Annotated in this window: 23 protein-coding genes and 1 tRNA gene; 22 read left to right on the forward strand and 2 right to left on the reverse strand. The window is 72.1% G+C overall.

Annotated elements, in window-relative coordinates; genetic code table 11:
- Nucleotides 1–100 precede the first annotated feature (100 nt).
- The 6 genes from DT057_RS18475 to DT057_RS18500 all read left to right on the forward strand — a co-directional run bounded on the left by DT057_RS18475 (nt 101) and on the right by DT057_RS18500 (nt 7,129).
- A complete protein-coding gene (locus DT057_RS18475; RefSeq protein ID WP_128563574.1) occupies nt 101–1,462 on the forward strand; it encodes an NtaA/DmoA family FMN-dependent monooxygenase in 1,362 nt (453 codons plus the stop codon).
- On the forward strand, nt 1,459–2,679 hold the full coding sequence (locus tag DT057_RS18480; protein ID WP_128563575.1) for an acyl-CoA dehydrogenase family protein: 1,221 nt from the start codon (nt 1,459–1,461) through the stop codon (nt 2,677–2,679). The genes DT057_RS18475 and DT057_RS18480 overlap by 4 nt, the downstream gene beginning before the upstream one ends.
- Before the next feature lie 30 nt (nt 2,680–2,709).
- Nucleotides 2,710–4,368: a rhodanese-like domain-containing protein gene (locus DT057_RS18485; RefSeq protein ID WP_128563576.1), complete on the forward strand. Its 1,659-nt coding sequence runs from the start codon at nt 2,710–2,712 to the stop codon at nt 4,366–4,368.
- A 173-nt stretch (nt 4,369–4,541) separates the two neighbouring features.
- The gene (locus DT057_RS18490) at nt 4,542–5,306 is read left to right on the forward strand and encodes an ABC transporter permease (RefSeq protein ID WP_238314321.1); all 765 of its coding nucleotides are present in this window, start codon (nt 4,542–4,544) and stop codon (nt 5,304–5,306) included.
- Nucleotides 5,293–6,057 (forward strand): ABC transporter ATP-binding protein, encoded by a 765-nt coding sequence (locus DT057_RS18495; protein WP_128563578.1) that lies wholly within the window; start codon nt 5,293–5,295, stop codon nt 6,055–6,057. The genes DT057_RS18490 and DT057_RS18495 overlap by 14 nt, the downstream gene beginning before the upstream one ends.
- A gap of 40 nt (nt 6,058–6,097) precedes the next feature.
- Nucleotides 6,098–7,129 carry an ABC transporter substrate-binding protein gene (locus DT057_RS18500; RefSeq protein WP_203236317.1) on the forward strand — a complete coding sequence of 344 codons (1,032 nt, stop codon included), beginning with the start codon at nt 6,098–6,100 and terminating at the stop codon, nt 7,127–7,129.
- A gap of 605 nt (nt 7,130–7,734) precedes the next feature.
- Here DT057_RS18500 and DT057_RS18510 read toward each other — a convergent pair.
- Nucleotides 7,735–7,824: transfer RNA gene (locus DT057_RS18510), tRNA-Ser, on the reverse strand.
- Between the two features lie 567 nt (nt 7,825–8,391).
- On the opposite strand from DT057_RS18510, the gene DT057_RS18515 reads away from it, so the two are divergent.
- From DT057_RS18515 to DT057_RS18590, 16 genes are all read left to right on the forward strand, one after another.
- Nucleotides 8,392–8,742, forward strand: coding sequence for a hypothetical protein (locus tag DT057_RS18515; RefSeq protein WP_128563579.1), 351 nt, complete (start codon nt 8,392–8,394; stop codon nt 8,740–8,742).
- A 250-nt stretch (nt 8,743–8,992) separates the two neighbouring features.
- Nucleotides 8,993–9,475 (forward strand): hypothetical protein, encoded by a 483-nt coding sequence (locus DT057_RS18520; RefSeq protein WP_128563580.1) that lies wholly within the window; start codon nt 8,993–8,995, stop codon nt 9,473–9,475.
- Between the two features lie 301 nt (nt 9,476–9,776).
- Nucleotides 9,777–10,937, forward strand: coding sequence for a substrate-binding protein (locus DT057_RS18525; RefSeq protein WP_128563581.1), 1,161 nt, complete (start codon nt 9,777–9,779; stop codon nt 10,935–10,937).
- 100 nt (nt 10,938–11,037) lie between these two features.
- The gene (locus DT057_RS18530) at nt 11,038–11,874 is read left to right on the forward strand and encodes a branched-chain amino acid ABC transporter permease (protein WP_128563582.1); all 837 of its coding nucleotides are present in this window, start codon (nt 11,038–11,040) and stop codon (nt 11,872–11,874) included.
- Nucleotides 11,867–13,666 carry a branched-chain amino acid ABC transporter ATP-binding protein/permease gene (locus tag DT057_RS18535; protein ID WP_238314323.1) on the forward strand — a complete coding sequence of 600 codons (1,800 nt, stop codon included), beginning with the start codon at nt 11,867–11,869 and terminating at the stop codon, nt 13,664–13,666. Before DT057_RS18530 ends, DT057_RS18535 begins: the two co-directional genes overlap by 8 nt.
- 2 nt (nt 13,667–13,668) lie before the next feature.
- Entirely contained in the window at nt 13,669–14,379 is a 711-nt protein-coding gene (locus DT057_RS18540) for an ABC transporter ATP-binding protein (RefSeq protein WP_128563583.1), read from the forward strand.
- Nucleotides 14,380–14,489: 110 nt separating this feature from the next.
- Nucleotides 14,490–15,242 (forward strand): DUF1028 domain-containing protein, encoded by a 753-nt coding sequence (locus DT057_RS18545; protein ID WP_128563584.1) that lies wholly within the window; start codon nt 14,490–14,492, stop codon nt 15,240–15,242.
- Nucleotides 15,239–16,120, forward strand: a complete 882-nt coding sequence (locus DT057_RS18550) for a nitrilase family protein (RefSeq protein WP_128563585.1) — start codon at nt 15,239–15,241, stop codon at nt 16,118–16,120. Before DT057_RS18545 ends, DT057_RS18550 begins: the two co-directional genes overlap by 4 nt.
- Before the next feature lie 57 nt (nt 16,121–16,177).
- Nucleotides 16,178–16,483, forward strand: a complete 306-nt coding sequence (locus DT057_RS18555) for a hypothetical protein (RefSeq protein ID WP_128563596.1) — start codon at nt 16,178–16,180, stop codon at nt 16,481–16,483.
- Between the two features lie 169 nt (nt 16,484–16,652).
- The gene (locus tag DT057_RS18560) at nt 16,653–17,444 is read left to right on the forward strand and encodes a DUF2189 domain-containing protein (RefSeq protein ID WP_128563586.1); all 792 of its coding nucleotides are present in this window, start codon (nt 16,653–16,655) and stop codon (nt 17,442–17,444) included.
- A gap of 128 nt (nt 17,445–17,572) precedes the next feature.
- Nucleotides 17,573–18,412, forward strand: a complete 840-nt coding sequence (locus DT057_RS18565; RefSeq protein ID WP_128563587.1) for a cytochrome c oxidase subunit II — start codon at nt 17,573–17,575, stop codon at nt 18,410–18,412.
- A 13-nt stretch (nt 18,413–18,425) separates the two neighbouring features.
- Nucleotides 18,426–20,201 carry a cytochrome c oxidase subunit I gene (locus DT057_RS18570; RefSeq protein ID WP_128563588.1) on the forward strand — a complete coding sequence of 592 codons (1,776 nt, stop codon included), beginning with the start codon at nt 18,426–18,428 and terminating at the stop codon, nt 20,199–20,201.
- Complete coding sequence (locus DT057_RS18575) at nt 20,198–20,902, forward strand: cytochrome c oxidase subunit 3 family protein (RefSeq protein WP_128563589.1); 705 nt, start codon at nt 20,198–20,200, stop codon at nt 20,900–20,902. The genes DT057_RS18570 and DT057_RS18575 overlap by 4 nt, the downstream gene beginning before the upstream one ends.
- A gap of 18 nt (nt 20,903–20,920) precedes the next feature.
- On the forward strand, nt 20,921–21,688 hold the full coding sequence (locus DT057_RS18580; protein WP_128563590.1) for a heme-copper oxidase subunit III family protein: 768 nt from the start codon (nt 20,921–20,923) through the stop codon (nt 21,686–21,688).
- 9 nt (nt 21,689–21,697) lie between these two features.
- The gene (locus DT057_RS18585) at nt 21,698–22,027 is read left to right on the forward strand and encodes a cytochrome C oxidase subunit IV family protein (RefSeq protein ID WP_128563591.1); all 330 of its coding nucleotides are present in this window, start codon (nt 21,698–21,700) and stop codon (nt 22,025–22,027) included.
- 88 nt (nt 22,028–22,115) lie between these two features.
- Nucleotides 22,116–22,559, forward strand: coding sequence for a YybH family protein (locus DT057_RS18590; protein ID WP_128563592.1), 444 nt, complete (start codon nt 22,116–22,118; stop codon nt 22,557–22,559).
- Nucleotides 22,560–22,760: 201 nt separating this feature from the next.
- Here DT057_RS18590 and DT057_RS18595 read toward each other — a convergent pair whose 3' ends face one another.
- Nucleotides 22,761–23,627 carry a UTP--glucose-1-phosphate uridylyltransferase gene (locus DT057_RS18595; protein WP_128563593.1) on the reverse strand — a complete coding sequence of 289 codons (867 nt, stop codon included), beginning with the start codon at nt 23,625–23,627 and terminating at the stop codon, nt 22,761–22,763.
- Nucleotides 23,628–23,837: the final 210 nt, after the last annotated feature.

Raw genomic sequence — 23,837 nt, forward strand, 5'->3', positions numbered from 1 at the left:
AGGTCGCGCGTCCATCGCGTGATCATCCGAGGGGACTTCGTCTCGTGGCTCCGACTGCTGGCGGGCGCCGAGAACCGCACCGAGGGCGATGACCGTTTCCATGGGATCCAGGCCGCAGCTTCACCTCAACCTGAACTTCCTGAATGCCGGGACCTTCGCGTCGGCTTGGCGCTGGCCGGCCTCGAGGCCGCACGATTTCGCGGATGTCGGGTTCTACGTGCGAATCGCGCAGATCGCCGAGCGGGCGACCTTCGACGCCGTCTTCCTGGCAGACGTCCCGGCGCTGTCGGACCGTCCCGAGTTCCGGCCGTTCAACGCCTTGGAGCCCACGATCGTCCTCGCCAGCATCGCGGCGGCGACGTCGCGGATCGGGCTGATCGCGACTGCCTCCTCGAGCTTCAACGAGCCCTACAACGTCGCCCGCCGCTTCGCCTCGCTCGACCACGTCAGCCACGGGCGCGCCGGTCTCAACGTGGTGACGACGGCTGATCCGGCGGTCGCCGGGAATTTCGGCGCACAGGTGCGGGCCGACCATGCGGCGCGCTACCGCCGCGGCGCCGAGTTCACCTCCCTCGTCAAGGCGCTCTGGGACAGCTGGGACGACGACGCCCTCGTCGGCGACCGGGACGGGGCGCGCTTCCTCGACCCCTCGCGGCTGCACCCGCCGGACTGGCGCGGCGAGCACTTCACGGTCCTCGGGGCGCTGAACGTGCCCCGGCCACCGCAGGGGCAGCCGGTCCTGGTGCAGGCCGGAGGGTCCGACGACGGCAAGGCGCTGGCCGCCGCGCATGCCGACGCCGTCTTCTCGGTGGCCCACACGCTCGAGGATGCGGTGGCGTATGCGCGCGATCTGCGCGCCCGCGCGGCGGCTCACGGGCGCGACCCGGACGGCATCCTGATCTTTCCCGGGCTCGTCACGGTCATCGGCAGCACCGAGGAGGAGGCGCGGCGCCGGGAGGAGGCCCTCTGGGACCTCGTCCCGCTGGAATACGGCCTGCGGCGCCTCGCGGGCATCCTCGGCGTCGACCCCGCGCGGCTGCGTCTCGACGCGCCGCTGCCCGCCGACCTCGCCCTGCCCCGGGACGGCATGCAGACCTTCTTCAAGGGGGCGGTGTCGCTCGCGGCCCGCGGCGGCCTCACCGTCCGCGAGCTGATCCGGGCCCAGGGCGGCGGCACCGGGCACCGGATCATCGTCGGCACGCCGGAGACGGTCGCCGACGACATCGCGCGCTGGTTCCGCTCGGGCGCGGTCGCCGGCTTCAACATCATGCCGGACGTGATCGCGGACGGGTTCCCGGCCTTCGCCGACGCAGTGGTCCCGCTTCTTCGGCGCAAGGGCCTGTTCCGGCACGCCTACGAGGGCGCGACGCTGCGCGATCACCTCGGGCTGCCCCGCCCCGCCCGGCGCCCGCACGCTGCGCCGCTCCGGCCCGAACCCCTGCTCGAGGACATCCAGCCATGACGATTCCCTCTCCGCCGCCGAGCATCGCCTCGGACGGCCCCTTCGCGTTCGGTTCCGCCGACCTCGCCGCGCTCATCGGCGCGATCGCGGACGGCGCTGCGGCCCGCGAGCGCGGGGAAGCGAGCGCCCTCGAGGCGATCGGGCTCGTGCGCGGCGCGCGCCTCGGGGCCTTCCGGCTGCCGCGGCACGAGGGCGGCGCGGGCGGGTCGCTCCGCGAGCTGTTCGAGATCGTCATCACCCTCGGCGAGGCCGATTCGAACATCCCGCACATCCTGCGCAACCACTTCGCCTTCGTGGAGCGGGCTCTGCGCAACCGCGCTGTTTCCGGCTACGAACGCTGGCTCGACGCCGTCCGGGCCGGACGATTGTTCGGGCTCGGCGCGAGCGAACTCGGCACGCAGAACATCGGCGACGGGGCGAGCGACACGCTCCTCGTGCCGAGCCAGGACGGCTTCCGGCTGAGCGGGCGCAAGTACTACAGCACCGGCAATCTCTACGCCGACCTTCTGTTCATCAACGCCCGCACGCCGGACGGCGCGGGCGTGGCCGCCATCATTCCCGCCGACCGCGCGGGCGTGGACCTCACGGACGATTGGGACGGAATCGGGCAGCAGCTCACGGCGAGCGGCACCACGGTGCTGGAGGACGTGGCGGTCGCCGCCGACGAGGTCGTACCCCTCGCCCAGGAGCGGCGCATTCCGCACGAGGCTACGTTCCAGCAGCTCTACCTCACGGCGATCATCGCCGGGATCCTGCGGGCGGTGGCGCGGGACGCGGCCGCGCTCCTGATCGCGCGCCAGCGGAACTACTACCACGCGGTCGCGGCCAAGCCCGCGGAGGATCCCCAGCTTCAGGAGACACTGGGCCGGCTGGTCAGCACGGCCTACGTGGCCGAGGCCGCCGTGCTGGGGGCCGCCGAGGCGCTGGAGCAGGCCTTCGCCTCCGCCCTCGCGGGTCCTCCCGACGAGGCGCTGTTCCGCGAGGCTTCGCTGCGGGCCGCCAAGGCGAAGGTGGTGGTGGACGACCTCGCGCTGACCGCGGCGACCCGCCTGTTCGATGTCGGCGGGGCTTCCGCGGCGAAGCGCAGCGCCCGGCTCGACCGCCACTGGCGCAACATCCGGACAATCTCCTCGCACAACCCCGTCGCCTACAAGGCGCGGGCGATCGGCCGCCACGTCCTCGACGGGACGCCGCTTCCCGCCGCCGCCTACTTCTGACCGCCCCTGCCGCCGGAGGAGCCCGCTCTCATGACGCTTGCCGTAGAACCCCGGACGACCGCGGGCGGGTCGATCCCGCTGACCGACGTCGAGACGCTCGCGCGCCTGCTCACGGACGGCGGCGAGAGCGCCCTCGTCGACGTGCGCGAGGAGGGCGTGCAGGCCCGCGACGGCCACATCCTCGTGTCGGTCCCGCTGCCGCTGAGCCGGCTCGAGCTGCGGGCCGGGCTGCTGCTCCCGCGCGGGGCCGTCCGCATCGTGGTGACCGATGCGGGGGAGGGAACGCTCGCGGCCCGTGCCGCGCAGCGGCTGAAGGAACTCGGCTACGCCGACGTGTCGATCCTCGACGGCGGCGTCGAGGGCTGGCGGGCGTCGGGCCGCGAGGTCTACACGGGATCGAGCGCCTACAGCAAAGCCTTCGGCGAGTTCGTCGAGCACGCCTACCGGACGCCGCACCTCTCCGCCGCGGAAGTGAAGCGCCGCCTCGACGCGCAGGACGACATCGTCGTGCTCGACGGGCGGACCCTTCAGGAATTCGAGGCCTTCAGCATTCCGGGCGCCCACGCGGTGCCGAACGCCGAACTGCCCTACCGCGTCCACGATCTCGTGCGCTCGCCAGGAACGCTGGTGGTCGTCAACTGCGCCGGCCGCACCCGCTCCATCATCGGCGCGCAGGCGCTGATCAATGCCGGGCTCCCCAACCCGATCACTGCCCTCGAGAACGGCACGATGGACTGGCTCAAGGAGGGTTACGCCCTCGATCACGGCGTGTCCCGCCCGGCTCCGGCCCCGAGCCCCGGCGGTCTCGCCGAAGCCCGCAGGAGCGTCGAGCGGCTGACGCGCCGCTTCGGGCTGAGCTGGCTCGACGAGGCGGGATTGGCGGATCTGGAGGCGCAGCGCGATGCGCGCACGCTCTACCTCTACGACGTACGCACCCGGGCGGAGTTCGAAGCCGGCCACCTGCCGGGATCGCACTGGGCCGAGGGCGGGCAGCTGGTGCAGGGCATCGACCGGTTCGCGGCCGTGCGCAACGCCCGCGTGGTGGTGATCGACGATGCGGAGGGCGTGCGTGCCGCGATCACGGCCTCCTGGCTCGTGCAGCTGGGCTGGGGCGAGGTCCACGCCTACCGCCTGCCGGCGGAGCGGCGCGAGGCAGGCCAGGACCGTATCGCGCCACTCGGCACGCCGGCGGGAGCGACCGACCCGATCTCCCCGCGGCAGGCGGAATCCCTGCTCGCGCGCGGCGGGGCGGTCGTGCTCGACCTCGCGACCAGCCTCGACTACGCGGCCGGGCACGTGCCGGGCGCCCTGTTCGCGGTGCGCTCGCGCCTCGCCGAGGGCCTCGACCGGCTGCTCCCGGGCGAGATCGTGCTGACCTCGCCCGACGGGATCCTGGCGGCCTACGCCGCCCCCGAGCTCGCGGGCTTGATCGACCGGCCCGTGCGCGTCCTCGCCGGTGGGACACGGGGGTGGCAGGCGGCCGGCCTTCCGGTCGAGACCGGCGAGACGGCGCTGCACCACGCGGCGGACGATGTCTGGCGCTCGCCCTACCACGCGGCGGGCGACCGGCAGGCGGCGTTCCGCGCCTATCTCGACTGGGAGGTGGGCCTCCTGAAGCAGATCGCGCGCGACGCCACAGTTCGCTTCAGGACTTTCCCGCCCGCGGAAGCCGCCGCCATCCCAAGATAGCCGCCCCTGCCTCCGATCAACCCGACCTCGCCGGCCGGGACGCGCGACGAGCCTCCCCGGCGGCTGGAGCCCCGATGCCCCCCGTACCCTCATCGACGCCGGTGGCCGCCGGTCCGCCACTCGCGCTCGTGGACCTTCCCTCGGACTCGCTCGCTCCGACCCGATCCGCCGGCGTGGCGCCTGGCCGCCTCGCATCCCGCGCCCTCGCCCCCCTGCTGCTCCTCGGCGCCTGGCAACTCGCCTCGGCGACCGGTTTCGTCGCTCGCGAGGTCCTCCCGCCGCCGACCGACGTCGCCGCCGCCTACGGAGAGCTGATCTCCACCGGCGAGCTGCAGGAGGCGCTCCCGGTATCCCTCGCGCGCTCCCTCGTCGGCCTCGCCCTCGGCGGCGGCACCGGGCTCGTGCTCGGCCTCTGCGCCGGATTGTGGCGCAGAGGCGAGGAACTGTTCGACGCGCCGCTGCAGATGCTGCGGACCGTGCCGTTCATCGCCATGATCCCGCTCTTCATCATCTGGTTCGGCATCGGCGAAGGAGCCAAGATCGCCCTGATCTACGCGGCGACGATCTTCCCCGTGTACCTGAACACCTATGCGGGCGTGCGCGGCGTCGATCCGAAGCTGATCGAGGCGGCGCGGGTGTTCGACCTCGCGCCGCGGGGCATCGCGCTACGGGTCATCCTGCCGACGGCGCTGCCCTCGATCCTGGTGGGCCTGCGCTACTCCGCGGGCGTGGCTCTGCTGGCGCTCGTCGCCGCCGAGCAGATCAATGCCCGCTCGGGGATCGGCTACATCCTGATCAACGCCAACGTGAACCAGCGCGCCGACATCATCATCGCGGGGATCATCCTCTACGCGCTGCTCGGCATCCTCATCGACATCATCATGCGCGCCGTCGAACGGCTCGCGCTGCCGTGGAGGGGCAAGCTTGTCCTCGCTTAACGTCGCCCGCCTGGATCGGGAGGAGGCCGCCGACGCGCGGCCCCTCGCGCTCGAGCTTCACGGCGTCCGCCGCCTGTTCGGCACACGCGCGGTGCTCGACGGCATCGAGCTTGCCGTCCGCCGCGGCGAGTTCGTCTCCCTGCTCGGCGCGTCGGGCACGGGCAAGACCACGCTGCTGCGCATCCTGGCGGGTCTCGACCGGGCAACCTCCGGCCACGTGCGGGTCGCGGCCGCGCGCTCGGTGGTCTTCCAGGAGCCGCGGCTCGTGCCGGCCATGCGGGTCTGGCGCAACGTCGTGCTGGGCCACTCGCGCGGCCGCGAGACGCGGCGGCGTGCCCTGGACGCCCTGGCGGAGGTCGGCCTCGGGTCCCACGCCGACGCGTGGCCGCGGACGCTGTCGGGGGGCGAGGCCCAGCGCGTCGCCCTCGCCCGCGCCCTCGCCACCGAGCCGGGCCTTCTGCTGCTGGACGAGCCCTTCGCGGCCCTCGACGCCCTCACGCGCATCCGCATGCACGCCCTGGTGAGCCAGCTCTGCGAGCGCCACCAGCCGGCCGTCGTGCTCGTCACGCACGATGTCGACGAGGCGATCCTCCTCTCGGACCGGATCCTGGTGCTCGCCCAGGGCGGGATCCGCTTCGACGCGCGCGTGCCCTTCCCGCGCCCCCGCCAGCGGCTCGACAACGCCTTCGGGGCCTTGCGGGCACGCCTGCTCGCCGAACTCGGCGTCGCGCCAGAGGACGCGGTCGCCTGAGCCCGACACCGATCCCCTCAATCCACGAGGTCGTTCCCCGATGCCGAACCTTGTCACCCTGTCGCGGCGGGCCCTGCTCGCCTCAGCCCTCGCGGTCGGGCTGCATTCCGCCGCCCGGGCCGAGCCGCCGGCCGACGCGGCGCCGCGCACCAAGCTCCTCGTCGGCTTCCAGGACTGGACGCTGCCCGAGACCGTGGCGGCTTCCGGCGTGCTCGCCGGGGCTCCCTACGACATCCAGTGGGTGGTGCTGCCCGGCCCGGCCGCCCAGCTCTCCGCGCTCTACTCCAAGGCCATCGACGTCGGCCACATGGGCGACACCTCCCTGATCATCGAGCAGGGCAAGGCGAAGACGCCCTGGACGGCGCAGACCGCACCGCTGCAGATCGTGGCCGGGTGGCGCGCGACCAACGCGAAGTACCCGCCGATCGTCACGGTCGGCCGCGTCGCCGCGGGGGTGAACACGCTCGCCGACCTGAAGGGCAGAACCTGGGCCTACAATTTCGGGGGCTTCAACTACCTTCAGTACGTGCTGTCGACCCTGAAGGCCGGCTTCGGACCCAAGGACTACGAACCTGTTCAGCTCGCCGACCAGAACGCGACGTCGGCCGCCTTCCTGGCCGGGCGCGTGGACGGCTTCTCGGGCAGCGCCATCGTGGTCGCGGAGGCGGTCGAGCGGGGCACCGCCAAGGTCCTGGTGACCAGCGACGACCTCGATATTCCTGCCCTCAACGTGCTGTCGGCCCGCGGCGACGTCCTGCGCGACCCGGCCAAGAAGGCGGCCCTCGGCGACTTTCTCGCGCGCGTCCGCCGGCACTGGGACTGGTTCGCCGTCAATACGGCCACGGTCGAGACCCTTCTGGTCGAGAAGCTCAAACAGACCCCGGCACGGGCGAGAGTCTCTGCCGAGTACCTCAAGGCCAGCTTCCAGCCGCTCGACGACGATCTCGTGCGCCGCGAGCAACGGATCGCGGACGTCTTGTTCGAGGCGAAGGCGATCCCGAACAAGATCGACGTCGCGGTCGAGTTCACTCGCGACTTCAACACCGCGACCGTGCCGGCTGCGCAGAACTGACCACACCTCGGAGCGAGGCCGCTGAGACGGCGGCGCACCGCGCCAGCGGCACATCACGCGCGTGCGCCTGGGCGGATGGTCTCCGGTGGCAGCCCAGAGGACCGGATCCACCCGTCGAGGCGCTCGCCCGCATCTTGCCATCCCGGGTGCTGGCCACCGCGGGCGAGCTTCGCCTCGTCAAGGATTCGGACCAGTCCCCCGAACACCGGCTCATCCTCGGCGACATCCCGCTCGCTGCTCTCCGTCTGGAGCAGAGCGGTGAGGCCGGCCTCCAACCTGCCCCCCCGGGCCACGCACTGGACCTGCGTTGTCTCGGCCGCCCAGTCGCGGGACGAACTGCGGAAGCCGTGAACCGTCAGGTCGCCGTGCCTTGCCGGTGACCTGCCGCCAAAGCCCGCTCCCGTCCCCGTACAGGCCGGGGTCTCAGCTTCGCGACTCCGATGGCTGCCAGCTTCCCGGCCATGCCTGCGCTACTCACGTGGTTACCCACATGGTGTTCGCGGATATAGGCGCATGCCAGCGGTCCGCCGCCCGCATCCTATAGCGGAAAAGCTCGTGTTTCTCGGGATTTGGACGACGTCAGCGAATGGCTGCGAAGGGCCATCTGGCGGAGAGGGAGGGATTCGAACCCCCGATGGACTTGCGCCCATGCCGCATTTCGAGTGCGGTGCATTCAACCACTCTGCCACCTCTCCAAAGCCTTGAGATCGTTGCACAATCGGAGCCGCCGCAGGGTGGTTGGGATCCCTGATCGCTGCCGTTCTGCTACTCAACGCCTTTCGGGCGTCTCTCTAGCGCCTGTTGCAGGGCCTCGTCAACGCGGGCGGCGGCGTCTTCCTGCATGCGGGGCGGGACGAGGGCGCGGCGGTCGGCGGCCGGCGATGGGGCGCGACGCGTGCGGGCGGCGGCGCGCCTGGAGCGGCGCGTCGCGGGTGTCGGCGGACGTCGCGCCGAGGCCAGGACGCCGCCCGGCCCGATGATCGACACGCCTTCGCACGGCAGGACGCCGGATCGGAAAGATGGGCCGAGACGTGGCAGGCCGGCCGCAGGACGCTTCCTCTCGGAAACCCGCGTCGATGGCCGCCGCGTCTGCGAGAGGGAGCAGCGCGAGACTGCTCGCGCGAGGGCGCGCTGGCCGCGGCGGAGGGTGCAGGACCGGGAGCCGGTGGTTCATCCGGAAGACGGATGCTGACATCCGGGCGGGCGTGATTGATACTGGCGCCGTGCACCCTTCCGATAGACATCGGCGGACTGGAGGCGGCATGCTGACGAGATTGGTCCCGATCCTGGTTCTGGTGGCGTCACCTGCTCTGGCCCGGAGCGCTCCCTATGTCGGGGTCTGGGCACAGAAGCCGGCCGATTGCGGAGTCGCGATCGGGGACGGGTCCGGCAGCCCGATGGAGATCACGAAGACGACGGTCTCCGGCTGGGAATACCGGTGCGACATCAGGAGGGTGTCCGCGACCCGCGCCGGCTGGACGATGCGGCTCGCCTGCGCTTCCGAGGGGACCGAGTCGACCGAGACGATGCGCTTCCAGCTCGTGGATGGCGGGCACCTCCACGAGACCGGGTCATGGGGCACGCACGACTACGTTCGCTGCCGCCGCGACTAGAGCAGCATCCGATCACGCTGCAATCGGCTGCTGCTCCAGGTTTTTGATTCTGCCGCATTTTCTGCGGCGAACCGGTGTCCACTTCGCCGGAAAATGCTCTAGGGCGGCACCCGATCACCGCGCGGTCGGGTGCCTCGCCAGCGCCTCGCTGCGACGCGCTTCCCCGCGCCGGACCGCTGTCCGCTCCGGCGGGGAGCCCTGCGGACGCCTGTCGTGCCCTTACGTCCGCTCATCGTGCCGGAGAGACTTGATGCGTGCCGTTCCTCGCAAACTCATTGCCCTCCCGGCAGCCGTCGTGCTTCTCGCGTCGCTTTCCCCGCGCGCCGTCGAGGCGCAGCCACTACCACCTCAGGTCCAGACCGACATCGACGGCGACATCCGAGAATGCAAGCCACAAAAGGCAATGTTCGGGGATCGTTTCATCACGCGAAAGGACGTCAACGGTGACGGCATCCAGGACTACATCCTGGATTACGCCGCATTCAAGTGCGGAGACAATGCGGGATTTTACTGCGGATCGGCGGGATGCGTCACGACGGTGTACGCGTCGATCTCGCGCGGCGGGTACGTGAAGGTGCTCAACGAGAATGTCCGGGCCGTCCGGTTCAAGGCCGTGGGCGGCACGCCCGCCATGATCCTGGACCTCCACGGCTCGTCGTGCGGCCTGAGCGGCGCTGCGCCGTGCACGAAGACGCTGTACTGGAACGGAGCGAAGTTCGTCGCGTCCCGCTGAAGTCCCGGTGCATCGGCTTGCGGCGGCTGCCGCGGCCGGCGCCAGCCGCCGCGGAGGCGTGAGAGGCGAGCGCGCCGGGATCGCACGGCCCGCGTCGCGGGACGAGGAATGTTGACAGTCCGAGGTCCGCGCCCCTAGCCTGCACGTCGCCCGCCCCCGGCGGGCACGCGGCAAGGGCGCCGCTCACATCGGCAGCAAGGCCTCCAGTCAAGCGATCGGCACGGTCGCGGGCTCGGGGCCTTTTTTCGTTTTCGGTGCTGGTTTCGGCGCGGCGGCGCACCGCCGACGAGGGGAGAGCGAGATGACGCGGATCACCACGAGGCTCGGCCTGCTCCTGGGGGTGCTCCTCCTCGGCACCGCCGGCGCGCGGGCGCAGGAGACCATCAGGATCGGGATTCCCGTGGGCCTGAGCGGCGCCAACAGCGTCGTGGCGCCCTCGGTGGTGCAGTCGGCCGAGCTCGCCGTCGAGGAGATCAACGCCCGGGGCGGCGTCCTCGGGCACAAGCTCGCCCTCGAGGTCGCGGACGACGGCAGCGGCGCCGCCGGGGCCCAGAAGGCCTTCGACAGCCTCGTGTTCCAGAAGAAGGTCAACGCCCTCATCTCGATGGAGACGAGCGCGGCCCGCAACGCCGGCCTGCCGATCGTCGCCCGCGCCAAGGTCCCCTACATCTACACCTCGTTCTACGAGGGCCGCTCGTGCAGCCCCTACATGTACGTCGACGCCTGGGTGCCGGACCAGCAGGTCGCCCCGATCGTCGACTACTTCATGAAGGAGAAGGGCGCCAAGACGTTCTTCCTGATCGGCAGCGACTACGCCTTCGGGCGCGGCATGCTCGACTTCACCCGGGAGTACATCAAGAAGACCGGCGGCCGGGTGCTCGGCGAGGAGTACCAGCCGATGGACGCGAGCGACTGGACGGCGGTGATCAGCAAGGTGCGGTCGGCGGCACCCGACGCCATCATCACCTCGACGGCCGGGGGCGCCCCGAACGTCACGCTGACGAAGCAGATGCGGGCCGCCGGCCTCAGGAGCCTGTACGGCAACCTCGCGGTGGACGAGGGCACCGCCAAGAGCATGGGCGCGGACGGCGACGGCATCTTCATCTCCGCCTCCTACATCACCGGCATCGACAGCCCGGCGAACAAGACGTTCCTGGCGGCGATGCAGAAGAAGTTCGGCTCCGACCTGAAAACCCCGAACGACCTCTCGGTGCCGCAGTACGAGGCCGTCTACCTCTACAAGGCCGCCGTCGAGAAGGCGGGCTCGACCAAGCCCGACGCCGTGCTCAAGGCCCTGCCGGAGGTCGCCTTCGACGGCCCCCGCGGCCGGATCCAGATGAGCAAGCAGCACCATACGCCCCTGACCATGTATCTCGGCCAGGTCCAGGCCGACGGCAGCGTCAAGGTGCTGAAGAGCTTCAAGGACGTCGATCCGGGCGACCAGTGCCCGAAGCTGCCGTGACGCCCCGCGCCGGGCCGGCGGCGGAACCGGCGCCGCGCGATCCCGCCCCCTCGCCCCCGGGCGGCCCCGCGCCGGGCGCGCCCGCGACCGCGAGGCTCGCGTGACGGCGCAGATCCTCGACGTCCTGACCACGGCCGCGATGCTGTTCATCGTCTGCCTCGGCCTGCAGATCGTCTACGGCGTGATGCGGATCATCAACTTCGCCCACGCCGCCTTCCTGACCATCGGCGGCTACAGCGCCCTCGTGGCGGCGCAGCTCGGCCTCAATCCCTGGCTCGCCCTGCCCTTCGCCGGGCTCGTCGGGCTCGTCCTCGGCGCGCTGGTCGAGCGGCTGATCGTGCGCCCGCTCTACGCCCGCCCTCTCGACGCCATCCTGGCGACCTGGGGCCTCGGCATCGTCATCGGGCAGCTCGTCACCATAGGGTTCGGGCGCGAGGTGCAGTTCGTGCCGAGCCCGGTCCAGGGCACCGTCGAGGTCGCGGGCGCGACCTACTCGCTCTACCGCCTGCTCCTGGTGCTCGGGGCGGGCCTCCTCGGCCTCGCGGTCGCGGCGCTCCTCTCGGGCACGCGCTTCGGGCTCGTGACCCGGGCGGTGATCATGAACGAGAGCCTGGCCGAGGGGCTCGGCATCAACAGCGGCCTCGTGCGCTTCGCCTGCTTCAGCGTCGGGGCCGGGCTCGCGAGCCTCGCGGGCGCGGCGATCACGCCCCTGTCGAGCGTCGACCCGAACATGGGCGTGCCCTGGCTCGTCGGCGCCTTCATGCTGGTGATGGTCTCGGGCGCCTCCCTGCGGAGCCTCGCCCTCGCGACCCTGCTGCTCGGGGGCGCCCAGGTGCTGATCAGCGCCTACGCGAGCCCCGTGCTCGGCGGCCTGACCATCGTGGTCCTGGCGGCGGTGATCCTGCGCCTGCGCCCGAAAGGACTGGCCCTTGACTGAGCCGCTCCCCGCCCGCGAGGCCCCGGCCGATCCCGCCCTGCGGCGCGCCGCCCTCCTGTTCGCCGCGACGCTCGCCGCGGTCGCGGCCGGGCCCTTCGTGCTCGACGCCTACACGGTCAACATCCTGATCCGGGCGCTGCTCTACGCCGTGGTGGCGCTCACCGTGGACGTGCTGTGGGGCTACACCGGCATCCTCACCTTCGGCCAGTCCGCCTTCTTCGGCATCGGCGCCTACGCGGCCGGCCTCGCCTTCACGCATCTCGGCTTCAGCCCGGGGGTCGCCGTCCTGGCGCTCGTCGGCGGCATCGCGGCGGCGGGTCTCGTCGGGGCGCTCGTGGGCTGGCTCGCCTTCGGGTACGGCGTCACGCCGATCTACGTCTCGGTCATCACGCTCGTGCTGCCGATCGTGGTGACGCAGCTCCTGTTCTCGGGCGGCACCTTCACGGGGTCGAGCAGCGGGCTGTCGGGCTTCGACACGCTCGACATCTCCATCGAGGCCTGGTTCTGGCTCGCGGGGGGCGCCTGCGCCACCCTGACGTTCCTGGCCTGGATCGCCCTGCGCAGCGACGCCGGCCGCCTGCTGGTGGCGATCCGCGAGAACGAGGGCCGCTGCCAGTACCTCGGCATCGACACCGCGCGCCTGAAGATCGGCCTGATGGCGCTCTCGGCCGCGGTCGCGGCGGTGGCGGGCTACCTCTACGCCGGGTTCACGGACGTGATCGCCCCGGAGCTCGCCGGCTTCGTGTTCGGCACCCAGATCGTGATCTGGGTCGCGCTCGGCGGGCGCGGCACCCTGATCGGCCCGGTCGTCGGCGCGGTGGTGATCGAGGTCGTGAGCGCCTACCTGAGCGGCGAGCTGCCCTACGTCTGGAACCTCGTCATCGGGGCGGTGTTCGTCCTCGTCATCGTGGCGGCGCCGGGCGGGGCCGCCGCGATGGTGCGCCGGCTCTGGATCTGGACGGGCCGCGGGCGCGCCCGGGCCGGGCCGGGCCCGGCGATCGAGGTCGTTCCCGCGGCCGGCGGCGGCCCGCTCCCCGACGAGGCCCTGGCGCTCGAGGACGTGTCGCGCCGCTTCGGCAGCCTCGCGGTGCTCCAGGGCGTGAGCTTCCGGGTCCGTCCGGGCGAGCTTCTGAGCCTCGTCGGCCCCAACGGCGCCGGCAAGACCACGCTCATGCGCTGCATCGCCGACGGCACCGAGCGCAGCGGGGGCGGCGTGCGGATCGGCGGCCACGCCGTCGGGCGCGGCCCCCCGGCGGAGTGCGTCGCCTACGGCCTCGGGCGCAAGTTCCAGACCGCGAACGTCTTCGACGGGCTCACGGTGGCCGAGTCGCTGCGCGTCGCCCGCGCGCGGCGCGAGACGCCCTCCCTCTGGCGGCGCAGCGCGACCCTGCGGCTGCCGGCGGCGGCGGCCCGCGTGGTCGCGGCGACCGGCCTCGACGAGCGCCTGGCCGACGAGGTCGTCCACCTCTCCCACGGCCTGAAGCAGGCGCTCGAGCTCGCCATGGTGCTGGCGCTCGAGCCGCGGGTGGTGCTCCTCGACGAGCCGACGGCGGGCCTCACCAAGCCCGAGCGCACCCTGATCGGCACCATCCTGACCGACCTCGTGGCGAGCGAGCGGCTCTGCGTCGTCCTGGTCGAGCACGACCTCGACTTCGTGCGGCAGATCTCCTCGCGGATCATCGTGCTGCACCAGGGCCGGGTCGCCCTCGACGGCAGCGTCGCGGAGGTCGTCGGCTCGGAGCTCGTGCGCAGCATCTACGCGGGCGAGCCGCAGGCCCTGGCGGAGGCGTGAGGATGAGCCGGGACGCCGTGCTGGAGCTCGCCGCGGTCAGCAGCGGCTACGGCGCCGCCATCGTGGTGCGCGGCATCGACCTCGCGATCGGACGCGGCGAGATCGTCGCCCTGCTCGGCAAGAACGGCATGGGCAAGACCACGCTGCTGCGCACCATCATGGGCTACCTGCGGCCCGCCGAGGGCGCGATCCGCCTGGAGGGCCGCGCCATCGCGGGCCTGTCGCCCCACCGCATCGCCCGCCGCGCCGTCGCGTACGCGCCGCAGGAGGCCGCGATCTTCCAGGACCTCAGCGTGGGCGAGAACCTGCGCCTCGCGCTCAGGCGCGGCGGCGTCTACGCCGAGGAGCTGACCCGGGTCACCGAGGCCTTCCCGTTCCTGCGCGAGCGGGGCGGGCAGCGGGCCGGCTCCCTCAGCGGCGGCGAGCAGAAGATGCTGCTCGTCGCCCGCGCCCTGATGGCCCGGCCCCGGATCATGCTCCTCGACGAGATCACCGAGGGGTTGCAGCCCTCGGTGATCCGGCGCCTCGCCGCGGTGCTCCGGGCCGAGCGGCAGGATTCCGGCACCGCGATGCTCCTCGTCGAGCAGAACGTCGCCTTCGCGCGCGAGGTCGCCGACCGCTACGCCGTGCTGCGCCGGGGCGAGATCGTCGATGCCGGACCGGTGGGCGCGGCCGACGCCGAGGGCCGCATCGAGGCCGGCCTCAGGATCTGAAGGGCGCGCGGCGGCGGAGCGCCGCGGCGCGCTCCCTCGCGAGGACCCGCGACACCCCGGCGGAGCGCCGCGGGGCACCGTTCACGCCACCCGGATCAGGATCCCCCCGCATGCCCGAGCTCACCACCTTCTCGATCGTCGCCCGCTGCCCCCGGACGGGCGATCTCGGCGTCGCGGTGGCGACCGCGGTCCCGGCGGTGGGCGGCCTCTGCCCGTTCGTCGCCTCGGGCGTCGGCGCCGTCTCGACCCAGTCCTGGGTCAACCCCTACCTCGCCATCGACGCCCTCGCGGCCATGGCCGGGGGGGCGAGCGGCCCGGACGCCCTCGCGGCGGTGCTCGGCGACGACGCGGGCCGCGCGCTGCGCCAGGTCGGCGTCGTGGACGCGGCCGGGCGCGCCGCGAGCCACACGGGCGCGGATTGCACGCCCTACGCGGGCCACCGCCTCGGCGACGGGATGGCGGTCCAGGGCAACATGCTGACCGGCCCCGAGACCCTCGACGCCATGGCGCGGGCCTTCGCGGACGCCGCCGAGGCGGACCTGCCCGAGCGCCTGATGCGGGCCCTCGAGGCCGGCGACGCGGCGGGCGGCGACAAGCGCGGGAAGCAATCGGCGGCCCTGAAGATCCACGGCACGGAGGCCTATCCGAGCCTCGACCTGCGGGTCGACGAGCACGCCGCGCCGGTGACGGAGCTGCGCCGGGTCCTGGAGATCGCCCGGCACCAGCTCGTGCCGTTCGTCGCCGGGATGCCGCGGCGCGGGCAGCCCGCCGCCGGGCTGCCCGCCGACACCGCCGCGATGCTGCTGCGCCCGCCGCCCGGGCGGCCGGGGGGCGGCGGCAGCCTGCCGGAGCCGCGGGCATGAGCGGGCGGGACGCGCTGGAGAGCCCGCTGCGGGTCGCCTGCCTGCAGATGGAGCCGCGGGTCGGCGCCAAGGCGGACAACCTGGCGCGCAGCCTCGCCCTGGTGGCGGAGGCCGCCGGTGCGGGCGCCGCCCTGCTGGTGCTCCCGGAGCTGTGCAACACCGGCTACGTGTTCGCGACCCGCGAGGAGGCGTTCCGCCTCGCCGAGCCGGTGCCGGACGGCGAGAGCTGCCGGGCCTGGGGCGAGGCGGCGCGGCGCCTCGGCGTCACCATCGTGGCGGGGATCGCCGAGCGCGCCGGCGACGCGCTCTACAACGCGGCCGTCGTGCTCGGGCCCGACGGCCCGGTCGGCGCCTACCGCAAGAACCACCTCTGGGGCGACGAGGCCCTGTTCTTCGAGCCCGGCGACCTCGGGGTGCCGGTGTTCCGGACGCCCTTCGGCCGCCTCGCGGTGGCGATCTGCTACGACGTCTGGTTCCCGGAGACCTTCCGGCTCGCGGCCCTCCAGGGCGCCGACCTCCTCTGCGTGCCGACGAACTGGGTGCCGATGCCGAACCAGCCCTCAGGCCTCCCCGTGATGGCGAACCTGCTCGTCATGGCGGGCGCGCACGCCAACGGGCTGTTCGTGGCGGCGGCCGACCGGGTCGGCGTCGAGCGCGGCCAGCCGTTCCTCGGCCGCAGCCTCATCGTGGGCAGCGACGGCTGGCCGCTCGCCGGGCCGGCGAGCCCGGAGGCCGAGGAGATCGTCGCCGCCACCCTGAACCTGTCGCAGGCGCGGCGCGGCCGGCGCCTCAACGACGTCAACCACGTCCTGCGCGACCGCCGGACCGACCTCTACGGCGAGGTCCTGGGCGCCGGCATCCGCAAAGGGTGGTACTGAACGGGCCGGTCCGGACCCTGGTGGCACCGGCGCGGGAAGGAGCCCACGATCGTGACGATGAATCTCGACCAGTTCCGCGCCTCGCTCCGGGACGCGGCCCCCTCCCCCGCCCTGGCGGCCCCGCTCGCCGCCCTGTGGTGGGCCGGCCGGGGCGCCGACCCGCAGGGGTGGGAGCGGGCGCACGCCCTCGTGCAGGAGGAGCCCGGCGCGGACGCCGCCTGGGTCCACGCCCATCTCCACCGCGTCGAGGGCGACGCCGCGAACGCGCGCTACTGGTACCGGCGCGCGCAGCGGCCGGCGGCCGAGGGCGCCCTCGAGGCCGAGTGGGACGCCATCGCGGGCGCGCTCCTCGGCCGCGCCTGAGCCGGCGGGCGACGGCGCGACGCGCCGCCAAGCAGAAAGCATGGGACAGAGAGTAGGCAATACGCTAACATCGCGGTCAGTCGCGCTCGGAATCTGAGCGGCGTACTTGGCCGCGGGTGGATGCTCGGGCGCTCGTCGTAAGTGTGTCTTCCGTCCGGGGGGCTCTGCGATGGCGATGCTTCGTGCGGTCTCCCCACATCCGGGCATGGTGCGCCCGAACCTGCGCGTCATCGGGATCCCTGACCTCAAGGCCGCCCTGGCGAAGGGCCTCGAGGATTTCATGGCGATGCCGACGCACGTCCTGTTCCTGATCGTCATCTACCCGATCACCGGCGTGATCATCGCGGCCGTGACCTTCGACCAGGACCTGGTCCCGCTCCTGTTCCCGCTCGCCTCGGGCTTCGCGCTGATCGGCCCGTTCGCGGCCATCGGCCTCTACGAGCTGAGCCGGCGCCGGGAGCGGAACCTCGAGGTCTCCTGGGCCAAGGCCTACGCGCCCCTGTCGTCCCACGCGGCCGGCGCGATCGGGGCGGTCGGGCTCCTGCTGACGGCGATCTTCCTCGCCTGGCTCGTCGCCGCCATGGGGCTGTACTGGGCGCTCTACGGCGGCGAGAGCCACGCCTCGGTCTTCGCCTTCGCCGAGGAGGTGCTCACCACCCCGCGGGGGTGGGCCCTGATCCTGTTCGGCAACCTCGTCGGCCTCGCCTTCTCGCTCGCGGCGCTCGCGGTCAGCGCCGTCTCGTTCCCGCTGATCATCGACCGCGGCGCCGACGCCGGGACCGCGATCGAGACCTCGGTCGCCCTCCTGCGGGAGAACCCCCGCACGATGCTGACCTGGGGCCTCATCGTGGCGGGCCTCCTGGTGCTCGGCATGCTGCCGCTCTTCGTCGGGCTCGCCCTCGTCATGCCGATCCTCGGCCACGCGACCTGGCACCTCTACCGGCGGGCCGTCGCTCCCTGAACCCCGGGAGCGGCCCCGCGACGGGCAACGGACGGATCCCGATGGACTAAGCGGACGCGCCCCGAGATGCCCGCCGGAGGACCCGGGGACGGTCCCGCCGGCGGCCGGGCGCCAGGGAGGCAGCGGCCATGGCCCTCATCCTCGTCCTGATCGCCCTCGGGTCGATCGCCTTCCACCTCCTCAGCCCGTGGTGGTGGACCCCGATCGCGTCCAACTGGGGCTACATCGACACCACGCTGATCATCACGTTCTGGATCACCGGCATCGTCTTCGCCGCCCTGGTGCTGTTCGTGGCCTACTGCGTGTTCCGCTTCCGCCACCGGCCGGGCTCGCGGGCGGCCTACGAGCCCGAGAACCGCCGGCTGGAGGGCTGGCTCACGGGCCTGACGGCCCTCGGGGTCGCCGCCATGCTGGCGCCCGGGCTCGTCGTCTGGGGCCAGTTCGTCCGGGTGCCGGGGGACGCGACGGAGGTCGAGATCGTCGCCCAGCAATGGCGCTGGAGCTTCCGGCTGCCCGGCGCCGACGGGCGCCTCGGCGCCGCCGACATCCGCCACGTCGGCGACGACAACCCCCTCGGGCTCGATCCCCAGGACGCGGCCGCCCGGGACGACGTCGTCATCGACGGCGGCGACCTGCACCTGCCCCTCGGCCGGCCCGTGAAGGTGCTGATGCGCTCCTTCGACGTGGTCCACAATTTCTACGTGCCGGAGTTCCGGGCCAAGATGGACATGATCCCCGGCATGATCACGTACGTCTGGTTCACCCCGACCCGCACCGGCACCTTCGACGCCCTCTGCAACGAGGTCTGCGGGGTCAACCACTACGCCATGCGGGGGCGGGTCGTCGTCGACGCGGCGCCCGCCTACCGGACCTGGCTCGACCAGCAGAGGACGTTCTCCCAGTTCGCCGCCGCCCCGGCGGGGCGCGGACGCGCCGCCGCGCCCCGGCAGGTGGCGCAGGACCGTTGAGGAGGGTGGTGGGATGGCCGACGCGCAACTCGGAACCGCGGGCCCGTTCCCGACGTCCGGCCCGGACGAGGACGAGCTCTACCATCCGCGAAGCTGGCTGACGCACTACGTCTTCAGCCAGGACGCCAAGATCATCGCGGTCCAGTACTCGACCACCGCCCTGGCGATCGGCCTCGTCGCGCTGGTCCTGTCGTGGCTGATCCGGCTCCAGCTCGGCTTTCCGGGCCTGGTCTCGTTCATCGGCCCGGCCGAGTACTACCAGTTCCTCACCATGCACGGCATGATCATGGTCGTCTACCTGCTGACGGCCCTGTTCCTCGGCGGCTTCGGCAACTACCTGATCCCGCTGATGCTCGGCGCCCGGGACATGGTGTTCCCGTACGTGAACATGCTGAGCTACTGGATCTACCTGCTCGCCGTGCTGGTGCTGGTGGCGAGCTTCTTCGCGCCGGGCGGCCCTACCGGCGCCGGCTGGACGCTCTACCCGCCCCAGGCCATCCTGGCCGGGACGCCGGGTCAGGAATGGGGCATCGTGCTGATGCTCCTCTCGCTCATCCTGTTCATCATCGGCTTCACGATGGGCGGGGTGAACTACGTCGTCACGGTGCTGCAGGCGCGGGCGCCCGGCATGACCCTGATGCGGATGCCCCTCACCATCTGGGGCATCTTCACCGCGACCGTGCTCGCGCTCCTCGCCTTCCCGGCCCTGTTCGTGGGCGCCGTCATGATGCTGCTCGACCGGCTGCTCGGCACGAGCTTCTTCATGCCGGCGATCATCGAGGCCGGCCAGCGCCTGAAGTACGGCGGCGGCAGCCCGATCCTGTTCCAGCACCTGTTCTGGTTCTTCGGCCATCCGGAGGTCTACATCGTCGCGCTGCCGGCCTTCGGCATCGTCTCGGACCTGATCAGCACCCACGCGCGCAAGAACATCTTCGGCTACCGGATGATGGTCTGGGCGATCGTCGCCATCGGGGCGCTCAGCTTCGTGGTCTGGGCCCACCATATGTACGTCAGCGGCATGAACCCGTATTTCGGTTTCTTCTTTGCCACCACGACGCTCATCATCGCGATCCCGACCGCCATCAAGGTCTACAACTGGGTGCTGACGCTCTGGCGCGGGGACATCCACCTCACCGTGCCGATGCTGTTCGCCATCGCGTTCATCGTGACGTTCCTGAACGGGGGCCTGACGGGCCTGTTCCTCGGCAACGTCGTGGTCGACGTGCCGCTCTCCGACACGATGTTCGTGGTCGCCCACTTCCACATGGTGATGGGCGTCGCCCCGATCCTGGTGATCTTCGGCGGGATCTACCACTGGTACCCGAAGGTCACCGGGCGCATGCTCGACGAGCGCCTGGGCCGGCTCCATTTCTGGGTCACGTTCCTCGGCGCCTACGCGATCTTCTTTCCCCTGCACTACATCGGCCTGCTCGGGGTGCCGCGGCGCTACTTCGAGATCGAGGGCCTCGGCTTCGTGCCGCCCTCGGTCGCCTCCCTCAACGCCTTCGTGAGCATCGTGGCGTTCATCGTCGGCGCGGCCCAGCTCGTCTTCCTGGCGAACCTCGCCCGCAGCCTCACCCACGGCGCGCCCGCCGGCGGCAATCCCTGGCGCGCCACCACGCTCGAGTGGCAGACGCCCCGGACCCCGCCGGCCCACGGCAATTGGGGCGACGCGCTCCCGGTCGTCTACCGCTGGCCCTACGATTACAGCGTGCCGGGCGCCGACCGGGACTTCGTGCCCCAGAACCAGCCCGGGCTCGCCGGGGCCGGCACCGGGACCGCCCCGTGAGCCTCGTGCTCCTCTACCTCGCGGTGCTGGGCGGGCTCGCGGCGCGCTGGCTGTCGCGCCAGCGCCTCGGCGAAAAGCCCTGGCTCGAGGCGGGCCCGGGCCTCGCGCCGCCGCCGCCGGACCGCCCCGCCGCCCCGGCCGCGCAGGTCGGCCTCGCGCTGTTCCTCGCGGCGGTCGGGCTGCTGTTCGCGCTCCTGGCCGGCGCCCACGGCATGCGGGTGCCGGCCGGGGCCTGGCGCGTCCTGCCCGATCCGCGCCTCGTCTGGCTCGCGACCGGGCTCCTCGTTCTCGCGAGCGCCGCCCTGCACGTCGCCGCCGGCGCCGCCCGGCGCGGCGACGGGGCGGGGGCGCGGGCGGGCCTGCTCGTCGCGGGCGCGGCGACCCTCGGGTTCCTCGCCGGGCAGGGCCTCGCCTGGCGGCAGCTCTGGGGCAGCGGCGCCGCCACCGCCCCGGACGCCGCCGGCGCCTTCTTCTACCTCATCACGGCGCTTCACGCCCTGCATCTCGGCGGCGGCCTCGTCGCCCTCGGGAGCGTCACCGCCGCCGGCCTGCGGGGGCTCGGGCCGGACGGCCTCCACCCGCGCATCGCGCTCTGCGCCCTCTACTGGGACGCCCTCATGGCGATCTGGCTCGTCCTCTTCGGCCTCCTGTTCCGGACGCCGTGGTCGGGCTGGATCGACGCCCTGTGCGGCCCCGCCTGACGCCCGCGAGGAGACACCATGACCCACCCGGCCCGTCCCGACGCGACCCTCGGCGCCGCGGCCCCGCGCGGGCGGGTCGAGCGCCCCGCCGGCAGCGCCGCGGCGCGCCCGACCCGCTGGCGGCGCCTCTCCGACGACTGGTCGGCCGATCGCCAGGCCTTCGCGGGCGCCTCCTGGCGCAAGGCCATGATGTGGATCTTCCTCCTCAGCGACACCTTCGTGTTCGGCTGCTTCCTCATCGGCTACATGACGGTCCGGATGTCCACGACGGTGCCGTGGCCCAACCCGAGCGAGGTCTTCGCCCTCGAGATCGGCGGCACGACCCTGCCCCTGATCCTGATCGCCATCATGACCTTCGTGCTCATCTCGAGCAGCGGCACCATGGCGATGGCGGTGAATTTCGGCTACCGCCGGGACCGCAGGACGACGGCGCTCCTGATGGTCGCCACGGCGATCCTCGGCGCCACCTTCGTGGGCATGCAGGCCTTCGAGTGGACGAAGCTGATCCACGAGGGCGTCCGCCCCTGGGGCAACCCCTGGGGGGCCGACCAGTTCGGCTCGACCTTCTTCATGATCACGGGCTTCCACGGCACCCACGTCACCGTCGGGGTGATCGTCCTCCTGATCGTGGCCCGCAAGGTCTGGCGCGGCGACTTCGACAGCGGGCGCCGCGGGTTCTTCACGAGCCAGCGCGGCCGCTACGAGAACGTCGAGATCGCGGGCCTGTACTGGCACTTCGTCGACCTGGTCTGGGTCTTCATCTTCGCCCTGTTCTATCTCTGGTAGGAGCCACGGATGTCCGCGAGCGCGCGCCACGATGCCGTCCAGGGGCATTCGATCCGCCTCTACCTCCTCGCCTGGGGCTGGCTGTTCGTCCTCAGCGCCTGCTCCTACCTGGTGGACTACTTCCACCTCCAGGGCGGCCTGCGCGGGTTCCTGATCCTGCTGTTCATGATCGTGAAGGCGGGCCTGATCGTGGCGGTGTTCATGCACATGGCCTGGGAGCGGACGGCCCTCGTGTACGCGATCCTGGTGCCGCCGGCGGCGCTCCTGGTGTTCGTGGCGATCATGGCGTTCGAGGCGAGCTACACGCTCCTCACCCGGATCGCCTTCCTGGGCGGGTAGGGGACGGGCGCGCGCATCCGGGCCCGGCCTGCTATCCTGGCGGGATCCCGCGAGCCGCCCACGAGGCTTGCGGAGACCGGAGGAATTCATGCGCGCGACGCACCCGATCCTGCTCGTCGTCCCGGCGGCCCTGATCCTCGCGGCGGCCGGGCCGGCGAGTGCGCAGGACATGGCGACGATCCAGGGCCTGAACGACCGCTTCACGGCCCTGTTCAACGCCGGCGACGGGGCCGGTGTCGCGGGCCTCTACACCGACGAGGCGACGATCCTGCCGCCCGGCGCGCCCCGCCTCACGGGACGCGCCGCCATCGAGACCTTCTGGTCGGGCGCGAGCCGGCAGTTCGGCGACATGACGCTGACCACCGCCGAGGTCACGCCCCTCGGGCCCGACGCGGCGCGGGAGATCGGCCGCTTCACGCTGAAGCCCAGGAGCACGCCCGCGGGATCGCTCGCCGGCAAGTACGTCGTGATCTGGCAGCGGACCGCCAGCGGGTGGAAGCTCGCCACCGACATCTGGAACACGGACCAGTAGCGCGCCGCACCGCCGGGGCCGGCGCCAAGCCAAAAAAAAGGCCGTCCTTGCGGAGCGGCCCGAAGTCTAGGGAGGAAACGCCCAAAGAGGGCAGCGGGACCGCGACGCCATCGCGATCCCGCACTGCACAATTTAAGCGGCGGCGCACCATTGGCAAGGCCGCGCGGCCGGAATTCCGGCCGCGCGGCGCGCATGGCTCGGTCACGCTCCGCGCATCAGGGCTTCGATCTCGCGCTTGAGGTCGTGGCGCAGGTCGTCGCGCTCGAGCGCGTAGGCGAGGTTCGCCACGAGGAAGCCGAGCTTCGAGCCCGTGTCGTAGGTCTTGCCCCGGTAGCGCATGCCGAAGAACTTCTGGACCTGGGACAGGCGCTTCATCGCATCGGTGAGCTGGATCTCGCCGCCCGCGCCCTTCTCGCCCTTGGCCAGGATGTCGAAGATCTCCGGCTGGAGGATGTAGCGCCCCGAGATGATGAAGTTCGAGGGCGCGGTGCCCTGCGGCGGCTTCTCCACCATGCCGGTGATCTCGAAGGTGTCGCCGAACTCCTCGCCGACGCTGACGATGCCGTACTGGTGGGTCTGCTCCGGCGGGACCTCCTCGACGGCGATCACGTTGCCGCCGTGGCGGGCGTAGGCGTCGAGCATCTGGGTCATACCGCCGCGGCTCAGCATGTCGGGCAGGATGACCGCGAAGGGCTCGTCGCCGACGATCTCGCGGGCGCACCACACGGCGTGGCCGAGGCCGAGCGGCTCCTGCTGGCGGGTGAAGCTGGTCTGGCCGGCGGCCGGCAGGTCGGCGCGCAGCGCCTCGTAGGCGGCCTGCTTGCCGCGCTCCTGCAGGGTGCGGTCGAGCTCGAAGGCGACGTCGAAGTGATCCTCGATCACCGCCTTGCCGCGGCCGGTGACGAAGATGAAGTGCTCGATGCCGGCCTCCCTGGCCTCGTCGACGACGTGCTGGACCACCGGGCGGTCGACGACCGTCAGCATCTCCTTCGGTACGGCTTTCGTCGCCGGAAGGAAGCGTGTGCCCAAGCCGGCGACCGGCAGGACGGCTTTGCGAATGGGTTTCATCGTGCGTGATCCAGTCATCCCTCGGGAGCGGTGCAGGTGCCCGGCAGGACCAAACATACCCGATCGGCCCACCACGGGCTTCGGCCGGACGTTCGCCCGCCACGCAGCTTTGCCGCCGGACAGCTTAATTGACGCTGAAGCAATGCGCGGTATCGATCAACCCAGTCGAGACAGGGGATGGGCACCATGGCGGTTCTTGTGACGGGCGGG

The sequence above is a fragment of the Methylobacterium crusticola genome (assembly GCF_003574465.1).
In the GTDB taxonomy this organism is placed as follows: Bacteria; Pseudomonadota; Alphaproteobacteria; order Rhizobiales; family Beijerinckiaceae; genus Methylobacterium; species Methylobacterium crusticola.